The sequence below is a fragment of the Actinomycetospora chlora genome (genome assembly GCF_039542135.1).
GTDB lineage: Bacteria > Actinomycetota > Actinomycetes > Mycobacteriales > Pseudonocardiaceae > Actinomycetospora > Actinomycetospora chlora.
This window is the reverse complement of record NZ_BAABHO010000004.1, coordinates 165,523-182,946: the sequence shown is the minus strand read 5'-3', so window position 1 is coordinate 182,946 and position 17,424 is coordinate 165,523. Positions and strand designations below refer to the sequence as shown.

Sequence of the window (17,424 nt, the reverse complement as noted above, 5' to 3'; positions counted from 1 at the left end):
GCCGCGGGACGGTCGCGGTCCGCGGCGGCGAGGGCGGCGGCCGCGACGGCGTCGGCGGCCAGGTCGGCGGTGATCGCGTCGCGGGCGGCGAGGGCGACCAGCATCGAGGCGGTGTCCTGCACGTCCTGGCTGGTGGCGCCGCGGTGCACTCCGGACGCGGCGGCGCCGGTCAGGCCTGCGCGCAACCGGGCGACGAGCGGCACGACCGGGTTGCCGGACGCGGCGGCCTCGGCGCCCAGCTCACCGGGGTCGACCGGCGCCGCGCAGGCGGCGGCGATCGCGTCGGCGTCGGCGCGGTCGAGAGTCCCGGCGTCGGCGGCGGCCCCCGCCAGGGCGGCCTCGACGTCGAGCAGCGCCCGCACCCACGCCGCGTCGGACGTGGCGTCCCGGGCGCCCCCGCGGGCCAGCACGGCGTCGAAGAGGCCGTGCGCGGCCTCGCGGGGAGCGGTCACCCGGGCAGTCTGCCGCGCCTCAGGCCTGCGCGGTCGCGCCGGCCCCGCGGACGTCGTGGGCGCCCTCGGCGAACTCCTCGACGATCGTCGAGCAGAACGCGTCGAGGTCGTCCGGGGTGCGGCTGGTGACCAGCCCGCGGTCGACGACGACCTCCTCGTCGACGGCCTCGCCGCCGGCGTTGCGGATGTCGGTGCGCAGGCTCGGGTAGGACGTCAGCGTCCGGCCGCGCACGAGGTCGGCCTCGACGAGCGTCCACGGCGCGTGACAGATCGCGCCGACCGGCTTGCCCGCGGCGACGATCGCCTGCACGAACGCCACGACGTCACCGCTCTGGCGCAGCTGGTCGGCGTTGATGGTGCCGCCGGGCAGCACGAGGGCGTCGAAGTCGTCGGCCGAGACGTCCGAGATCGCCGTGTCCGGCGTGAACGTGTCGCCCTTGTTGATATCGGAGTTCATGGCCTGGATCGGGTCGGTCGACAGCGAGATCAGCGTGGACCGCGCGCCGGCCCGGTCGACCGCCTGGCGGGGCTGTTCGAGCTCCGCCTGCTCGACGCCGTTGGTGGCGATGATCGCGACCCGCTTGCCGTCGAGTGTGCCTGCCATCGGGGGTCTCCTCCCGCGTCGTCGGTGTGACGGCACGGGCTGCCCACCGGCCCGGTCGCCCGAAACGATCGGGCACGACCTACCGACGGTGGCGCAGCACCAGGCCGGGCGCGAGCGGGCCGGTGGTCTCACGGGCCGCGGCCCAGCCGGCGAGGGCGGTGAGGTCGACGCCGTAGCGACCCGCGGCCTCCGGCGCGCCGGCGGCGGTCTCCGCCCCGCGCCGCAGCAGGGACGCCGCGCCGCGGGCGTTGCCGCGCTGCTCGTGGGTGAGGCCGACGGCGAGCTGGGCCAGGCCCTTCCAGAGCAGCTTCTCCTCGGCCGGCGAGGACTTCCACCGGCCCTCGAGCACGTCGTGCGCGTCGAACGGGCGGCCGCGGTCGAGCAGGGCCTGGGCCCGGGCGAAGGCCTGGTCGGCCGTCAGCTCCTCCTCGTCCTCCGCCCGCTCGACCCCGGTGGCCCCGTACGGCAGGGGCCGGCCGCTGGCGTCGCGGGGCCGCGCGTTGCGGGCGCGGCCCGCCTCGTCCCGGTCGCGATCCGTCACGTCCCGACCCTAGGACGAGGAGCGGGTGCCCGTCTGCTCGGTGCCGCCCGCGTCGGTGCCCGTGACCTCGGCGGTCTCCTCCGGGTTCTCCCCGGACGCCTCCGACGATCCCGTCACCGAGCCGCGCGTCGCCCGCAGGCTCGTGATCGTCACGACGATCAGCGTCACGACGATGACGGTCAGCGAGAGCCACGTGGGGATCTCGGGGATGGACGGCGAGACGTCCTCGTGCAGGTACAGCATGATCAGCTTGACGCCGATGAACGCGAGGATGAACGCCAGGCCGTAGGACAGGTGCACGAGGCGGTCGAGCAGGCCGACGAGCAGGAAGTACAGCGCCCGCAGGCCGAGCAGCGCGAACGCGTTCGCCGTGAAGACGATGTAGGCGTTCTGCGTGATGCCGAAGATGGCGGGGATCGAGTCGAGGGCGAACACGAGGTCCACCGAGAGGATCACCGCGACGACGATGAAGAGCGGCGTCACGCCCCACTTGCCGTTGACCCGCGCGGTCAGCTTGCCGTCGTCGGACTCGCCCTGGTGGTCGCCCTGGTCCTCGTGCACCGTGACGATCCGCCGCACGAACCTGACCGCGCGGTTGTCGTGCATGTCCTTCGGTTCCTGACCGTGCTGCTTGATCAGCGTGTACGCCGTGTACAGCAGGAACAGCCCGAAGATGACGAACACGAACGCGAAGGCCGAGACCACCGCGGCGCCGATGGCGATGAAGATCGCGCGCATGACCAGCGCGCCGACGACGCCCCACAGCAGCACCTTCTGCTGGTGGCGCTTCGGCACGGCGAACTGCGTGAGGATGACCGCGAAGATGAAGAGGTTGTCGACCGACAGACTCTTCTCCACCAGGTAGCCCGCGAAGTACTCGGTGCCGGACTGCGTCCCCATCGTGAACAGCAGGATCCCGCCGAACACGACGGCGACCGCGATGTAGATGACCGACCAGAGCGTCGCCTCGCGGAAGCTGACCTCGTGCGGCGAGCGGGCGTGCCAGATGTCGATCGCCACGAGGACGACGATGCCGCCCACCGTGGCCGCCCAGACCCAGAACGGGACCGTCACGCGTCTTCCTCCACCGTCATCGCCGCCGTGTCGCCGGCGGGCTCGTCGCGGGGTCCAACGGAGCACCCGCACCCCGAGTTCCCCACCGTGACACTACCGACTCTTGGGTTTTTCTTTACCCGTGTCCGGTCCCGGCTCCGGGCGACCCGATCGGGCGGAGCCCGTCGCCGCGCGGAGTGTCGACCGGCGGCGGCCCGCCCCGCACGTCGAGGGTCACCCGGTCCGGTCCCGGGAGGAGACGATCCTGCGCGCGCTCGTGGCGTCGGCGCTCGCCCTCGCGGGGGCGCTGGCGCTCGGGGCGGCTCCCCCGCCCCCGCCTCCGCCGGACGGGCGCGTGCTCCTCGAGGTGCTGGCTCCCCGCGGGGCGCCGGACCTGCCGGGGACGGTGCACCGCGAGTTCACGACCACCGTCCCGGACCCGCGCGGCGGCCCCGTGCAGGGCGACGTCGTCGAGGTGGACCTCGCCTCGGACGCCGTCCGGGTCGGGCTGCTGACCCCGCCCGCCGTCGCCGCCACCGCGACGGTGCCGGCGATGGCCGCCGGGGCGGGGGCGATCACGGCGGTGAACGGCGGCTTCTTCGACGAGGGCCGCACGGGCGCACCGGTGGGGGTCCAGATCGTCGACGGGACGCCGCGGGCGTCGGGGGTACCGGTCGGCCGCCGGCCGGCCCCGCCCTCGCCGCCCGGGGAGCCCGCCGACGTCGTGGTCGGGATCGACGGCACGGGCCGCGCGCACCTGGCGCGGGCGGGCTTCCACGGACGGCTCGACGCCGGCGACCTGTCCGTGCCCCTGGCCGGGATCAACGGCTACGCCGTGCCCGCCGGGGGCGTCGAGGTCTTCGACGCGGCCTGGGGGGACGCGCCGCGCGGCCGGACGGCCTGCGGCAGCGACACCGACCCGGGCGCTGGGTGCAGCCCGGACGTCCACGAGGTCCGGGTGGCGGGCGGGCGCGTCGTCGCCGTGGGGCCGCCGGGCCGGGACCGGCTGCCCGCCGGCACCGTCGCGCTGGTCGGCCGCGAGCAGGGCGCGGCCGCGCTGCGCGGGCTGGGCGTCGGGACGGCGGCGAGCGTCGTCTACGGGCTCGACGCGGTCGGGGCGCCGCCCCTGCGCGTCGCGGTGGGGGCCCTGCCGCTGGCCCGGGGCGGGCGGGTCCTGCCGGGGCTCCAGGACGGCGAGCGCGCTCCCCGCACCGCCGTGGGCCTCTCCGAGGACGGCCGGCGGCTGTGGCTCGTCACCGTCGACGGGCGTCTCGAGGAGAGCGCCGGCGTCACCCTGGCGCAGCTGGCGCGCCTGCTCGTCGACCTCGGCGCGCCCGTGGCGGCGTCCCTCGACGGCGGTGGGTCGACCACCATGGTCCACCGCGGCCGGGGCGAGGACCTCACGGTCGTCTCCAGCCCGGCCGCCCCGCCACGTGCCGTCGCCGACGCCCTCGCCGTCCTCCCCGGCTGAGGCACGGGGTGCGTCAGCGTGGCGTTCACGCTGACAGATCCAATGCAGCACGCCGATAGGGTCAGAAATCCACCGGCTGCCGCCGATCTCGTCACACCCCCCCCGCCCGGGAACAGACCGGAGGCGGATGGGGTTCAATGGGGTGTCCGGGCCGGGCGCCATGTGCCCCCGGGTCTCAATTCACAACGGCCTCCAGGGACGATCGTTCGGCTGAAGCCCTGGTGTGCCACGCGCCGCGAGGCGGCTCATCGCCCGGTCCGGACCCCGACGCACAGCGGCCCCCGCCCCCTCTCGGGTGCGGGGGCCGCTGTCGTCTGATCAGCCGTTCTGCTGGTCGCCGCCGAGCTGCGGGAGCTGCGCGCCGAACTGGTCGGCGCACTGCTGCAGGGCCTGCTGCACCGCTGCCGGGTTGGGCTGGTTCTGCGCGGCGTTCACGCAGTCCTGGGCCTGCTGCAGTGCGTTGCCGCCGCCGAGGTTGAAGAACAGCGCTGCGCCCAGGAAGAAGAGCACGCTCAGGATGATGTTCAGGATCAGCGTGATGATCCCGAGGACGAGCCCTGCCGTGGCGACGCCCTTGTTGTTGGCCTCCAGCCGCTTGACCCGCCCGCGACCGACGACGCCGAAGATGATTGCCAGGATCGCGAGGACGCCGCCGACGACCGGCAGCCACCAGCAGGTCAGCAGCGCCAGGATGCCGAAGATCAGCGCCGCTGTGCCCATGCCGTTCTTGGGCTTGGGCGGCATCGCCGGCTGACCCCAGCCCGGGGCGCCGCCGTCGGGGCCGGCGTAGCCGGGCTCACCCTGCCCCTGTTGCCCGTAGCCCGGGCCGTAGCCCGGCTGTCCCTGCTGGCCGTAGCCCTCGCCCGGGTTGGTCACGTCGACACCTCTCGCCCTGTGGTCCGGCTCGCCGCCGGGGGGCGGCCATCGTGCCACCGGTACCCGTTGTGGCCCGCGACGACCGGAACCGAGCGGGTGGATTTCCTGATGTCCAACGCCAGCGTGGACGCCAGGCTGACACCACCCCGTGCGTCAGTCCCGCCCAGCTCTCGGCGTGTCGGCGCGGCGAGGATGTGGCGATCCTGGCGTCCGGTGCCAGCAATGCCGCGTTGCTCGCACCGGGGGTGCGTCAGTGGAGGGCGGCGGCGTGGGCGCGGGCCTCGTCCTGGCGGCGGGTCTCGGCGCCCGTCGCGATCGGGGCGCCGATCCACGCCTCCGGGATCCCGAACGCGTCGACCAGCGCGCGGGCGTGGGGGCGCAGCTCCTGGCACAGGCGGTTGACCTCGGCCGTCACGGCCTTGGCGCGGGCCGCCGAGATGCGCCCGTGCTCGAGGAACCAGCCCTTGTCCTGCTCGATCAGCGACAGCGCGTAGAGGTCGCAGACCCGCTCCATCAGCGCCCGCGCCGACGGGTCGACGCACGTGTCGATCCCGCGCACGAACGCGTCGAGCACCAGCCCGTCGAGGTGGGCCCGCGCCGCGCGCAGCAGGTGGTCCTGGGCGTTGTTGAAGATCGCGAACTGGCGCTCGGCGCTCAGCGACTTGTCCCGCGCGGGCCGCAGCCGGCGCACGAGCCCGTCGAGGGTGTGCTCCTCGCGGTCGTCGAGCAGCTTGACCTGCCACGACCGCTCGAGCACGTCGTCCTCGTCGCGGCCGGGCCCGACGGCGCGCAGCCGCTCGGTGAGCTGGCGCAGCGAGGTGCGCTCGGCGACGGTGTCGAGCACCTGGTCGGCGACGAAGCGCACGGTGCCCAGGGTGTCGAGGTTGCCGAAGTCGTCGGCGTAGCCCGAGATCAGGCCCTTGGCCACGAGCTGGAGCAGGACGGTGTTGTCGCCCTCGAAGGTGGTGAACACGTCGGTGTCGGCGCGCAGCTGCCCCAGCCGGTTCTCCGAGAGGTAGCCCTGCCCGCCGCACGCTTCCCGGCACGCCTGGATGGTCGCCGTGGCGTGCCACGTGGTCAGCGCCTTGGTGCCCGCGGCCCGGGACTCGAGCTCACGCTGGCGCTTCTCGTCGACGTCGCCGCCGGCCTCGCGGGTGGTCTGGATGTCGTGGAGCATCTCGACGAGCTCGTTCTGCGCGAACCGCAGCGCGTACGTCCGCGCCAGGCCCGGCAGCAGCTTGCGCTGGTGGGCCAGGTAGTCGAGGACGGTGATCTCCTCGTCGCTGCCCGGCGCCGCGAACTGCCGGCGCGCCTCGCCGTAGCGGACGGCGATCGTCTGGGCCAGCGACGCCGCCCCCACCGCGCTGCCCGAGACGCTGACGCGCCCGCGCACGAGCGCGCCGAGCATCGTGAAGAAGCGACGGTTCTCGCTCTCGATGGAGCTCGAGTACGTGCCGTCCTCGGCGACCGTGCCGTAGCGGTCGAGCAGGTTCTCCCGCGGCACCCGGACGCCGTGGAACGCCAGCCGCCCGTTGTCGACGCCGTTGAGCCCCTCCTTGTGCCCGTCGTCGGTGATCTCGACACCGGGCAGCACCGCGCCGTCGTCACCGCGCAGCGGCACGAGCACCGCGTGGACCCCGTGGCGCTCGAGCTGCTCCGATGGTCCGGCTCCGCTGCGCTTCGCGTCCCGCGAGTACAGCTGCACGAACACCGCCGCCATCCGTCCGTCCCGGGCGGCGTTGCCGATGTAGTCCTTCTTCGCGGACTCGGTCGGGGTGTTGACGACGAGCTCGCCCGTCGACGCGTCGTAGGTCGCGGTGGTGTGCACCGACTGGACGTCCGAGCCGTGGCCGGTCTCGGTCATCGCGAAGCAGCCCGGCAGCGACAGGTCCATGACGCCCGGCAGGTAGCGGGCCTGCTGCTCGGCGTTGCCCAGCGCCTGGATCGCCCCGCCGAACAGGCCCCACTGGACGCCGCTCTTCACCTGCAGCGACAGGTCCGCGAACGCCAGCATCTCGAACGAGACCACCGAGCCGCCGATGTCGCCGCGCCCGCCGACGGCCGCCGGGAAGCCGTGCACGGCGTGGCCGTCGTCGGCGAGGCGCCGCAGCATGTCCCAGATCGCGGCGCGGTAGGACTCGACGTCGGTGCCCGGGTCGACGCGCAGCTCGGCGAAGTCCTCACGGCCGCGGATCTCGTCGCGCAGGGTGTGCCAGCGGCCGTCGAGCGTCTTCTGCAGGGCGGCGACGGTCGCGGGGGTGACGTCGTCGATGGACGTACGGGTGCTCACGGTGTCCTCCGGGAGACGGTGTGGAGCGGGGCTCGACCCTGGCGAGGGGAGCGAGTGATCGTCGAGTGCCCCGTCAGGAGGCCGACGACGCGGCCGATGGTGTGACGGTGCGCGCCAGACCCGACCAGGCGAGGTCCGCGAGCTGGTCGGCGAGCACCTCGCGCTCCAGGTCGGGACGGTTGGCCAGCCACTGGTCCCCCGCGGCCCGGACCATGCCGACCAGGGCGTGGCCCCAGGTGAGCGCGGGCGCGGTGTCGCGGTTCTGGCGGCGCAGCTCGGTGGAGATGATCTCCGCGATGTGGTCGCCGATGACCGTGCACAGGTCGGACACGGGGTCCTCGCCCTCGGGGCGGTCGAGCTTCGGCGGGCGCATCACGTAGCGGTAGACCTCGGGATCGCGCTCGATGAGCCCGAGGTAGGCGTCGATGCCCGACACCAGTGTCTGGCGGGGGTCGTCGGAGGCGTCGCGCATCGCGCTCTGCAGCTGGCCGACCAGCACGGCCGCCACCCAGTCGCACACGGCCAGGTAGAGGTCGTTCTTGTCGGCGAAGTGCCGGTAGACCACCGTCTTGCTGGTGCGCGCCTGCGCGGCCACCTGGCTCATGCCGACCTCGGCGCCGTGCGCCCGGATGGCCACGATCGTGGCCGCGGTCAGCTCGTGGCGCCGGGCACGGCGATGCTCGTCCCAGCGCGACGAGCGACGGTCACGCCGGGGCCGCGACCCGGGCGAGGTGCCGGACGTCCCGTCGCGCTCGCCGTCCCGGACCGTGCCGGGACCACTGCCCCGACCGCTGTCGGAGTGATGCGTGGAACGACGGCTCACGTTACCGACGGTACCTGATACTTTCGGGTAACTCCGGCCCGACGGCGAACGTCACCGCCGCCGCGAGCGCCCCGCGGACACCCCGCGACCCATCCGTACCGCAGCAGTACCGAACCCCGAGACCGGGAGGAATCGTGACCTCCGCTTCACCGTCCCGCTCGCTGCCCCGCCGGGCGGCGATCGTCGGCGCCAACCGCATCCCCTTCGCGCGGTCCAACGGCGCCTACGCGCGGGCGTCCAACCAGGACATGCTCACCGCCGCGCTCGACGGCCTCGTGGCCCGCTTCGGGCTGCAGGGCGAGCACCTCGGCGAGGTCGCCTCCGGCGCCGTGCTCAAGAAGAGCAGCGACTTCAACCTCACCCGCGAGGCCGTGCTCGGCAGCCGGCTCGCGGCCGCGACGCCGACCTACGACCTCCAGCAGGCGTGCGGCACGAGCCTGCAGACGACGCTGCAGGTCGCCAACAAGATCGCGCTGGGCCAGATCGAGAGCGGCATCGCCTCGGGCGTCGACACCACCAGCGACGCGCCGATCGAGGTCAACGAGGACCTGCGCGCCGTCCTGCTCGCCGCCAACCGCGCGAAGTCCACCGCCGGCGTCCTCAAGGCCCTCGCCGGCCTGCGCCCCGGCCAGATCGTCCCGGAGATCCCGGCCAACCGGGAGCCGCGCACCGGCATGTCCATGGGCGAGCACGCCGCCCAGACCGCCGCCACCTGGGGCATCAGCCGCACGGCGCAGGACGAGATCACGGTGAACAGCCACCGCAACCTCGCCGCCGCCTACGACCGCGGCTTCTTCGACGACCTCATGACGCCCTACCTCGGGCTCACGAAGGACAACAACCTCCGCGCCGACTCGACCCTCGAGGGGCTGGCCAAGCTCAAGCCGGTGTTCCGGCCGGCGGGCTACCCCGACACCGAGGCGACGATGACCGCGGCCAACTCGACGCCGCTCACCGACGGCGCCGCCACGGTGCTGCTGGCCAGCGACGAGTGGGCCGCCGAGCGGAACCTGCCGGTGCTCGCGCACTTCGTCGACGCCGAGACCGCCGCGGTCGACTACGTGCACGGCGACGAGGGCCTGCTCATGGCCCCGACCTACGCCGTCCCGCGGATGCTCGAGCGCAACGGCCTCACGCTGCAGGACTTCGACTTCTACGAGTTCCACGAGGCCTTCGCCTCGACGATCCTCGCCACGTTCGCCGCGTGGGAGGACCCGATCTTCTGCAAGGAGAAGCTCGGCCGCGACGAGCCGCTGGGCTCGTTCGACAAGTCGAAGCTCAACGTCGCCGGGTCCTCGCTGGCCACCGGCCACCCGTTCGCGGCCACCGGCGCCCGCATCGTCCCGACCCTCGCCAAGCTGCTCCACGAGAAGAGCCAAAGAGACGGCTCAGGCGGCAGGGGCCTGATCTCGATCTGCGCGGCCGGTGGCCAGGGCGTCGTCGCCATCCTGGAGGCCTGAGCATGTCCAACGACTGGTACTCCGACTTCGTCAACTCCGGGTTCGGGAAGACCATCGCGGGTCAGGTCGGCCTGCCCCCGGTCCCGAAGCTGCGCCGCTACGAGCCCGGTCAGCCGCTGCTGTCGGGCCCCGCGCTGCTCGGGACCGCGACCGCCGACGGGCGGGTCGCCAAGGTCGTGCGCTCGTTCCTCACCGACCTCGGCGTCGAGGTCCACGACGACCCGAACGCCGCCGTCGGCGGGGGCAGCTCGAGCTCCAAGGTCGCGGCCGGGATCGTCGACGCCACCGGGCTGTCGTCGCCGGCCGACCTCGCCGAGGTGCAGGCCTTCCTCACCCCGGTGATGCGCCGCATCGGCCCGTCCGGGCGCATCCTCGTGATCGGCGACGTGCCGGCGGAGGCGGAGGCGCCCGCCGTCCGGGCCGCCCGCCGCGCCCTCGAGGGGCTGGTGCGCTCGGCCGGCAAGGAGGCCCGCTACGGCGCGACGGTCAACCTGGTGCACGTCGCCAACGGGGCCGAGAACGACCTCGAGTCGACGCTGCGGTTCTTCCTGTCCTCGCGCTCGGCGTTCGTCCACGGCCAGCGCCTCGACGTCGGCACGGTGCCCGGGTTCTCGGGCTCCAGCCAGGGCGTCGACTGGGACAAGCCGCTGGCCGGGCGCGTCGCGCTGGTCACCGGCGCCGCCCGCGGCATCGGGGCGACGGTGGCCGCGACCCTGCGCCGCGACGGCGCGACGGTCATCTGCGTGGACGTCCCGGCCGCCGGCGACGCGCTGGCCCGCACGGCCAACGACATCGGCGGCAGCGCGCTGCAGCTCGACATCACCGCCGACCACGCGCCGGCGACGATCCTCGACCACGCCCAGCGCCACGGCGGCCTGGACGTCGTCGTGCACAACGCGGGCATCACCCGCGACAAGCTGCTCGCCAACCAGGACCGCGACCGCTGGAACTCGGTCATCGACGTCAACCTGAACTCGCAGCTGGCGATCAACGACGCGCTGCTGTCGTCGGAGGTCTTCCACCGCGGCGGGCGCATCGTGACGGTGTCGTCGATGGCCGGCATCGCCGGCAACCGCGGGCAGACGAGCTACGGCGCCTCGAAGGCCGGCGTCATCGGCATGGTCGACGCCACCGCGCCGCTGCTGGTGGAGAAGGACGCGACGATCAACGCCGTCGCGCCCGGCTTCATCGAGACCGCGATGACCAAGGCCATGCCGGTCGGCACGCGCGAGGCCGGCCGCCGCCTGTCCTCGATGACGCAGGGCGGGCTGCCCGTCGACGTCGCCGAGACGATCGCCTGGTTCGCGCAGGGTGCGTCGTACGCCGTCAACGGGCAGGTGCTGCGCGTCGACGGCCAGAACTTCCTGGGGGCCTGATGAACACCGAGACCCTCGACAGCGCGCCCACCCTGGGCGTGCTCTACGGGCGGGCCCTGCTCACCGCGCGGTCGGGCGGGCAGACGCTGCCCGACCGCACGCTCGAGCTCGCGGGCGTCCGCATCGACGCCGACACCGTGGCCGACTACAACCACGTCTGCGGGTTCTCCGTCGGCGGCGCCGTGCCGCCGACCTACCCGCACATGCTGGCGTTCCCGCTGCAGATGCGGCTGATGACCGACCGCGAGTTCCCCCTGCCCGCGCCGGGCATGGTGCACCTGCGCAACGTCATCACCCAGCAGCGGCCGCCGGAGGTCGGCGAGCCGCTGCGGGTCGCGGTGCACGCCGACCGCCTGACCGCGCACCCCAAGGGGGCCCAGGTCGACCTGGTCACCGCCGTGACCGACGAGGACGGCGCTGCGATCTGGGGCTCCCGCAGCACGTACTTCGTGCGCGGCGCGCCGGCGCCCGACGGCGCCGAGGACGTGCCGCCCGCGCCGCCGGAGCCCGACCCGCACGTGGGCCGGCTCCCGCACGCGATCTGGAAGGTCCCCGGCGACATCGGCCGGCGCTACGCCGCGGTGTCCGGCGACGTGAACCCGATCCACGTCAACGGGCTCGCGGCCAAGGCGTTCGGGATGCCGGGCGCGATCGCGCACGGCATGTGGACCAAGGCGCGGGCGCTCGCGGCGCTCGCCGGCCGCTACGGCCCGGCGTTCACCGTCGACGTCGTGTTCAAGGCCCCGGTGCGGACGCCGTCGACGGTCTGGTTCCACACCGCGGCGGCCGACCACGGGTGGGACGCGAAGCTGGTCAGCCCGAAGGGCCGTGACCACCTGCTGCTCACGCTGCGGGAGACGGCCTAGCGCGGCCGGTCGTCCGCCAGCCGGGCATAGACCACGAAGCGGCGGTCCTCGCCGTACACCTGCGTCGTCGTGGTCAGCGTCAGCATCGACGAGTTCGGCGGCTGGCGGTCGACCGGGCGCTGGTCGAGCACCGACAGGTCGGTCGGCAGCACGACCTCGCTCGACACGACCCGGTAGGACAGCTCGTGGGCGCGGGTCCGCACCTGGACCAGGTCCCCGGGCACGAGGCCCTCGATCCCGGCGAACAGCGAGGGCATGTTGCGGGCGGCGACGGCCGTGTTGCCCGGCGCGCCGACCGGCGTCATCCCGGGGTAGAGCCCGGGGCTGCCGGCGAGCACCGACGGCGTCACGCCGCGACCGACGGCCCACTCGCGGCCGAGCCGCGGCACGGCGAGCGAGAAGACGGGCGTGACGGCCGGCACCGCGAGGCGGGCCGACGCGGACGCGGGCGGCGCGTCGCCCGGCAGGACGCTCATCGGCGTCTCGTCGCGCACCACGGCGGGATCCGGCCCGGGGGAGGTCCACGTGCGCTGCAGGTCGGCGCGCAGGCCCGCCTGGGCCCGGTCCACCGCCGCCGCGGGAGCGGCGTCGAGGTCGCGGATGACGAGCACGGCACCGATGAGGGCGGCCACCACGAGCACGCCCGCCACGACGCTGAGGACGCCGTCGCGGCGGCGCGCCCTGACCGGCGCCTCGTCGCGACCCCAGCGGTGGCGACCGCGGTCCTTGATCTCGTCGGGCTGCGGGACCTGCACGATGACGTCGACGGGCAGCGAGCGTGCCCGGGCCGCCGCGACCTCGGACGTCGTCGCGCCCGGTGGCACGCCCGGCGTCGCGTCGGACGCCGTGCGCTCCAGCGTGGAACCTGCCGTCACCTGCCCCTCCCGACCGGTCGGTGATCTCGAGAGCAGGCTGGCACGGACTTGATCCTCCGACGGGACGACGTCGGGGGACGGGGAACGGCCCCGTCGACTACACCGTGTGGACCACCGCGGCGTTCGGACCGCCTGAACGAGTGAGTTGCCGCGGAACGGTCGTGATCGTTGCCGCGACCCGTTCAGGAGGGTCGCGGTGACGCAGACGCAGACCCGTCGCTCCCGTGGGGCTGGGGGCCGTCCGCGGCCGGCGCCGGCGGTGATCGCCCGGCGGTCGCCTGGCGACGCCCAGAGGCAGCCCGGACGACCTCGGGACCGACTAGAGCGGGATGGTCTCGCCGCGACGGACGACGTCGACGCGGTCGTCCCACCCGCGGCGTTCGATCTCGCCCAGGAAGTCCGACAGCGGCGAGCGGAAGACGCCGTAGTCGTCGTAGTGAATCGGGGTCGCGCGCCGCGGCGCGATCGTCTCGAGGACGTCGGCACCCATGCGCCCGTCCATGGTGACGACGAGCCCGCCGGGCAGGGTGGTGCCGCCGAGGTGCAGGACGGCGCGGTCCACCTCGCCGATGTGCTCGCGGATCAGGGGGATGCCCTCGAAGGGCAGGGTGTCGCCCGAGAGGTAGATCCGGCGCAGGGTCTCGCCCGCCGGGTCGGCGAACTCCAGCAGGCTGCCCATCACCGGCGGCAGCAGCCGCGTGACCGGCCGCGGCGCGTGCCGCCCGGGCAGCGCGGTGACCCGCAGCGTCGCCCCGTCGGGACGCACGAGCGTCTGCGACTCCCACACCGCGAGCCCCACGGCCCGCCGGAAGCGCTGGCGCGACTGCAGCGTGCGCGCGGCCTCCGGCGTGGTGATCACCGGGACGGCCTTGTCGAGTCCGCGGCGGGCCACCCGGTCCCAGTGGTCGCCGTGCAGGTGCGAGAGCACCACGGCGTCCAGGTCCGGGAGCCCATCGGGGTTCAGCGCCGGGTCGGTGAGACGCCGGGACCAGAGCCCGTGCCCGAGGTAGGCCCCCTATCGGCGTGCTGGGTGGGATCCGCGGTGCAGGAAGTTCGGGTCGGTGAGGACCGTGAACCCCCCGCACCGCAGCAGCGTCGTCGCCGTCCCGATGAAGAACAGCGAGGAGTCGCTCACGGCGACAGGACCACCTTGATGCACTCGTCCTGCTTCTTCTGGAAGATCTCGTAGCCGTGGGGTGCCGACTCCAGCGGCAGGCGGTGGGTCTCCAGGTCGTGCACGCCGAGCGGGTCGTCGTCGGTGAGCAGCGGCATGATGTCCGGGATCCACCGCTTCACGTGGGCCTGGCCCATCTGCAGCGAGATGCCCTTGTCGAAGATCTTCAGCATGTTGATCGGGTCGGCGGTGCCGCCGTAGACGCCCGAGAGCGACACGACGCCGGCACGACGCACCGCGTCGACGCAGCCGACGAGCGCGGCGGTGCGGTCGACGCCCGCGACCTGCATCAGCGGCGCGGAGATCGCGTCGGGCAGCTTGCCCGCCATCTTCTGCGCGAGTTGCGGGATCACCGAACCGCCGTGGGCCTCCATGCCGACGGCGTCGATCGCGGAGTCGGTGCCCCGGCCGTCGGTGAGGTCGCGGATGGCGGTGCCCACGTCGTCGACCGCGCCGGAGTCGACGACCTCGATGCCGTGGCGGCGGGCCATGGCGTTGCGCTCGGGCACGCTGTCGACGGCGATGACCCGGAAGCCCTGGTGGCGGGCGATCCGCGCGGCCATCTGCCCGATCGGCCCGAGCCCGAAGACCGCGACGCTGCCGCCGTCGGGGACGCGCGCGTAGGTGACGGCCTGCCAGGCGGTGGGCAGCACGTCGGAGAGGTAGAGGAAGCGCTCGTCGGCCGGGCCGTCGGGGACCTTGATCGGGCCGAACTGGGCCTGCGGCACGCGCAGGTACTCGGCCTGCCCGCCCGGGACCTGCCCGTAGAGCTTCGTGTAGCCGAACAGCGACGCGCCCATCCCCTGGTCGCGGTTCTGGGTGGTCTCGCACTGCGCGAACCACTGGTGCTCGCACATCCAGCAGTGCCCGCAGGAGATGTTGAACGGGATGACGACCCGGTCGCCCACCGCCAGGTTGTCGGCCGCCCCCGAGCCGACCTCCTCGACGACGCCCATCGGCTCGTGGCCGAGGACGTCGCCCTGGTCGAGGAAGGGTCCCAGCACCTCGTAGAGGTGCAGGTCCGAGCCGCAGATCGCGCTGCTCGTGACCTTGATGATCGCGTCGGTCGGCTGCTGGATGGTCGGGTCCGGCACGGTCTCGACGCGGACGTCGCCCTGCCCCTGCCATGTCAGTGCACGCATGGGTCCGGCTGCCCAGGCCCCGCCCGGCCCGAAACGACCCGGGCGGCACACCCCGCCCACACCGGGCCGGCCGGATCATCACGCGGTGCCCAGCGCGCCGACGGTGCCGGTCCGAGACGCCCCCGCCCACCGCCGCCCGCGCCGGTGGCACCGGGCGCTCGCGGTCGCCCTGGTGATCGCCGCCGTGCTGGCCGCGCTCGCGACCCCGTCGCTGGTGCACGCGCTGACCCGGCCGGGCAGCGACACGGTCGCGGCACGGCTGGCCGAGTGGGGCCGCGACCACGGGCTCGGCCCCGTGGTGACGTGGCTCGAGGCGCGGCAGTACGACCTGCACCAGCCGTCGACCGGCGGCGCCCCGCCCGGCGGCATCCCCGTCGCGTCCGGGAGCGAGGCGTCGCACCCGGGCGGGCAGCCGGCCCCGCCGCCGCTGCCCCCGCCCGCCGGGCTGACCCCGCTGCCGGGCGAGGGCGTCTGGCACACCGTGGTCGCGACGCCCCGCGGCGACGCCGTGCGCGTCGCGTCCGTGCGGCCGGACGCCCAGCACACGTCGTTCGTCGCCGGCGTGATGTGGCTCGACCCGACGCTCGTGCGCGGTGTGCTGCACCCGGGCACCGAGGACCCGGGCGGGTCCTGGCGCACCCCCACCTCGATCGACGCCGCCGAGCAGCGCAGCGTGGTGACCGCGTTCTCCGCGGGCTTCCGGCTGCAGGGCGACAGCCACGGCGGGTGGTACGCCGAGGGCCGGGCCGCCCGCCCGCTGGTGCCCGGCGCGGCGAGCCTGGTGCTGCACCGCGACGGGACCGCCGACGTCGGCGCGTGGGGCACCGAGGTCGGGATCGGTCCCGACGTCGAGTCCGTGCGCCAGAACCTGGTGCCGCTGGTGGACCAGGGCGTCGTGAACCCGACGTGCGCCACCGGCGGCACCGCGGAGTGGGGCTCGACCGTCGGGCAGGCGGCGTACATCCACCGCTCGGCGTTCGGCGTCACCGCCACCGGCGCGGAGGTCTACGTCGGGGGGCCCGCGCTGTCGGTGTGCACCCTCGGCGACCTGCTGCGGTCGGCCGGCGTGGTGCGCGGCATGGAGCTCGACATCAACCCCGCCTGGGTCTCCGGCGCGTACTTCCACCCCACCGGGACCGCCGCGCACCCCGCGGCGTTCCGCCTCTTCCCGGACGAGCAGGTCGGCGCCCAGCACTACCTGCAGACGTCGAGCCGCGACTTCGTCTCGTTCGACCTCCGGGTGCCGCCTAGATCGTGACGATCATCTTCCCGGTGTTCTCGCCGCGGAGCATGCCCCGGAAGGCCTCGACGGCGTGGTCGATGCCCTCGACGACGGTCTCGGCGAAGCGCACGCGGCCCTCGGCCACCCACGGCGTCACCTCCTCGAGGAACGGCCGCATCCGGTCCATCGAGTCGGTGACGATGAAGCCCTGGATCGACAGACGCTTCTTGACGATCTGGAACAGGTTGGCCGGCCCGGGCGTGGGGGCGTCGTCCGTGTCGTTGTAGTGCGCGATGGCCCCGCAGGCCGCGACGCGGGCGAAGTCGTTGGCGCACGCGATGGCGGCCTCGAGGTGGTCGGCGCCGACGTTGTCGAAGTAGACGTCGACGCCGTCGGGCATCGCCGCCCGCAGCTGGTCGACCACCGGGCCGTCCTTGTAGTTGAACGCCGCGTCGTAGCCGAGCTCGCCGGTCAGCCAGGAGACCTTCTCGGCGCTGCCCGCGCTGCCGACCACCCGCGAGGCGCCCTTGAGCTTCGCCAGCTGGCCCACGAGGCTGCCCACCGCGCCGGCGGCGCCGGAGACGAACACGGCGTCGCCCTCCCGGAACGCGGCCTTGTCCAGCAGCCCGACCCAGGCGGTGAGCCCGGGGACGCCGAGCACGCCGAGGTACGCCCGCGGGTCGACCCCCTCGGGCGCGGCCACCTTCTGCACGTGCTTCGCGGGCACGACGCCGTGGGTGCGCCAGGCGAGGTTGCTCGTGACCACGTCGCCGACGGCCACGTCGGCGCTGTTGCTGGCGATCACCTCGCCGACCGCGCGCCCGTCCATCGGCGCGTCCAGCGCGAACGGCGGGACGTACGACGGCACGTCGTTCATCCGGCCGCGCATGTACGGGTCGACCGAGAAGTCGTGGACGGCCACGAGGACCTCACCGTCGCCGGGCTCGGGGAGGTCGCGGTCGACGAGCGCGAAGTCGTCGGGGTCGGGCATGCCGTGCGGGCGGCGGACGAGGTGGACCTCGCGGGCGGTGACGGTGGCGGTGCTCATGCCGACCGCGTGCCCGCGCGGGCGCGTGGCCATGCCGTGACGCGGGTAGCCGACGGACATGAGCGCCGTGGGCTCATGGCCCGCGTCACGACTTGAGTCCGATCGACTCAGGAATGAATGATCCCCGTCCGTTGCTGATCCCGTCAGTGCC

The 17,424-nt window shown here is 74.0% G+C and carries 14 protein-coding genes and 2 pseudogenes; 5 read left to right on the top strand and 11 right to left on the bottom strand.

All coding sequences use genetic code 11. The features are described 5' to 3' along the window. From ABD994_RS04175 to ABD994_RS04160, 4 genes and pseudogenes are all read right to left on the bottom strand, one after another. Window positions 1–452 (bottom strand): annotated as a pseudogene (locus ABD994_RS04175) (3-carboxy-cis,cis-muconate cycloisomerase); the annotation flags it as partial. 19 nt (window positions 453–471) lie between these two features. Further along, window positions 472–1,056, bottom strand: a complete 585-nt coding sequence (locus ABD994_RS04170; RefSeq protein WP_345411153.1) for a type 1 glutamine amidotransferase domain-containing protein — start codon at window positions 1,054–1,056, stop codon at window positions 472–474. 79 nt (window positions 1,057–1,135) lie between these two features. Beyond that, window positions 1,136–1,597 (bottom strand): DUF309 domain-containing protein, encoded by a 462-nt coding sequence (locus tag ABD994_RS04165; protein ID WP_345411152.1) that lies wholly within the window; start codon window positions 1,595–1,597, stop codon window positions 1,136–1,138. A 9-nt stretch (window positions 1,598–1,606) separates the two neighbouring features. Further along, the gene (locus tag ABD994_RS04160) at window positions 1,607–2,671 is read right to left on the bottom strand and encodes a TerC family protein (RefSeq protein ID WP_345411151.1); all 1,065 of its coding nucleotides are present in this window, start codon (window positions 2,669–2,671) and stop codon (window positions 1,607–1,609) included. 121 nt (window positions 2,672–2,792) lie between these two features. On the opposite strand from ABD994_RS04160, the gene ABD994_RS04155 reads away from it, so the two are divergent. Next, window positions 2,793–4,121, top strand: coding sequence for a phosphodiester glycosidase family protein (locus ABD994_RS04155; RefSeq protein WP_345411150.1), 1,329 nt, complete (start codon window positions 2,793–2,795; stop codon window positions 4,119–4,121). 318 nt (window positions 4,122–4,439) lie between these two features. Here the strand turns inward: ABD994_RS04155 and ABD994_RS04150 are convergent, their stop codons facing one another. The 3 genes from ABD994_RS04150 to ABD994_RS04140 all read right to left on the bottom strand — a co-directional run bounded on the left by ABD994_RS04150 (window position 4,440) and on the right by ABD994_RS04140 (window position 8,110). Then, entirely contained in the window at window positions 4,440–4,997 is a 558-nt protein-coding gene (locus tag ABD994_RS04150) for a DUF4190 domain-containing protein (protein WP_345411149.1), read from the bottom strand. A gap of 250 nt (window positions 4,998–5,247) precedes the next feature. Further along, window positions 5,248–7,287 (bottom strand): acyl-CoA dehydrogenase family protein, encoded by a 2,040-nt coding sequence (locus tag ABD994_RS04145; RefSeq protein WP_345411148.1) that lies wholly within the window; start codon window positions 7,285–7,287, stop codon window positions 5,248–5,250. Between the two features lie 73 nt (window positions 7,288–7,360). Next, a complete protein-coding gene (locus tag ABD994_RS04140; RefSeq protein WP_345411146.1) occupies window positions 7,361–8,110 on the bottom strand; it encodes a TetR family transcriptional regulator in 750 nt (249 codons plus the stop codon). Between the two features lie 134 nt (window positions 8,111–8,244). On the opposite strand from ABD994_RS04140, the gene ABD994_RS04135 reads away from it, so the two are divergent. Genes ABD994_RS04135 through ABD994_RS04125 form a run of 3 tightly spaced genes read left to right on the top strand, consistent with a single transcriptional unit; the run spans window position 8,245 to window position 11,812 of the window. Beyond that, window positions 8,245–9,570, top strand: a complete 1,326-nt coding sequence (locus tag ABD994_RS04135) for an acetyl-CoA C-acetyltransferase (RefSeq protein ID WP_345411145.1) — start codon at window positions 8,245–8,247, stop codon at window positions 9,568–9,570. 2 nt (window positions 9,571–9,572) lie between these two features. Next, window positions 9,573–10,946: a 3-oxoacyl-ACP reductase gene (locus tag ABD994_RS04130; RefSeq protein WP_345411144.1), complete on the top strand. Its 1,374-nt coding sequence runs from the start codon at window positions 9,573–9,575 to the stop codon at window positions 10,944–10,946. Continuing rightward, window positions 10,946–11,812: a MaoC family dehydratase gene (locus ABD994_RS04125; RefSeq protein WP_345411143.1), complete on the top strand. Its 867-nt coding sequence runs from the start codon at window positions 10,946–10,948 to the stop codon at window positions 11,810–11,812. The genes ABD994_RS04130 and ABD994_RS04125 overlap by 1 nt, the downstream gene beginning before the upstream one ends. On the opposite strand, the gene ABD994_RS04120 is transcribed toward ABD994_RS04125, so the two are convergent. The 3 genes and pseudogenes from ABD994_RS04120 to ABD994_RS04110 form a co-directional block, all read right to left on the bottom strand. Beyond that, window positions 11,809–12,687 carry a sortase gene (locus ABD994_RS04120; RefSeq protein WP_345411141.1) on the bottom strand — a complete coding sequence of 293 codons (879 nt, stop codon included), beginning with the start codon at window positions 12,685–12,687 and terminating at the stop codon, window positions 11,809–11,811. The genes ABD994_RS04125 and ABD994_RS04120 overlap by 4 nt on opposite strands. Window positions 12,688–13,006: 319 nt before the next feature. Next, a pseudogene (locus tag ABD994_RS04115) lies at window positions 13,007–13,657 on the bottom strand (MBL fold metallo-hydrolase); the annotation flags it as partial. A 161-nt stretch (window positions 13,658–13,818) separates the two neighbouring features. Next, on the bottom strand, window positions 13,819–15,003 hold the full coding sequence (locus tag ABD994_RS04110; protein ID WP_345411140.1) for a zinc-dependent alcohol dehydrogenase: 1,185 nt from the start codon (window positions 15,001–15,003) through the stop codon (window positions 13,819–13,821). An 85-nt stretch (window positions 15,004–15,088) separates the two neighbouring features. On the opposite strand from ABD994_RS04110, the gene ABD994_RS04105 reads away from it, so the two are divergent. Continuing rightward, window positions 15,089–16,261: a hypothetical protein gene (locus ABD994_RS04105; RefSeq protein ID WP_345411139.1), complete on the top strand. Its 1,173-nt coding sequence runs from the start codon at window positions 15,089–15,091 to the stop codon at window positions 16,259–16,261. Here ABD994_RS04105 and ABD994_RS04100 read toward each other — a convergent pair. Beyond that, window positions 16,251–17,306, bottom strand: a complete 1,056-nt coding sequence (locus tag ABD994_RS04100) for an NADP-dependent oxidoreductase (RefSeq protein WP_345411138.1) — start codon at window positions 17,304–17,306, stop codon at window positions 16,251–16,253. The two genes, ABD994_RS04105 and ABD994_RS04100, sit on opposite strands and share 11 nt — an antisense overlap. Between the last annotated feature and the right edge of the window lie 118 nt (window positions 17,307–17,424).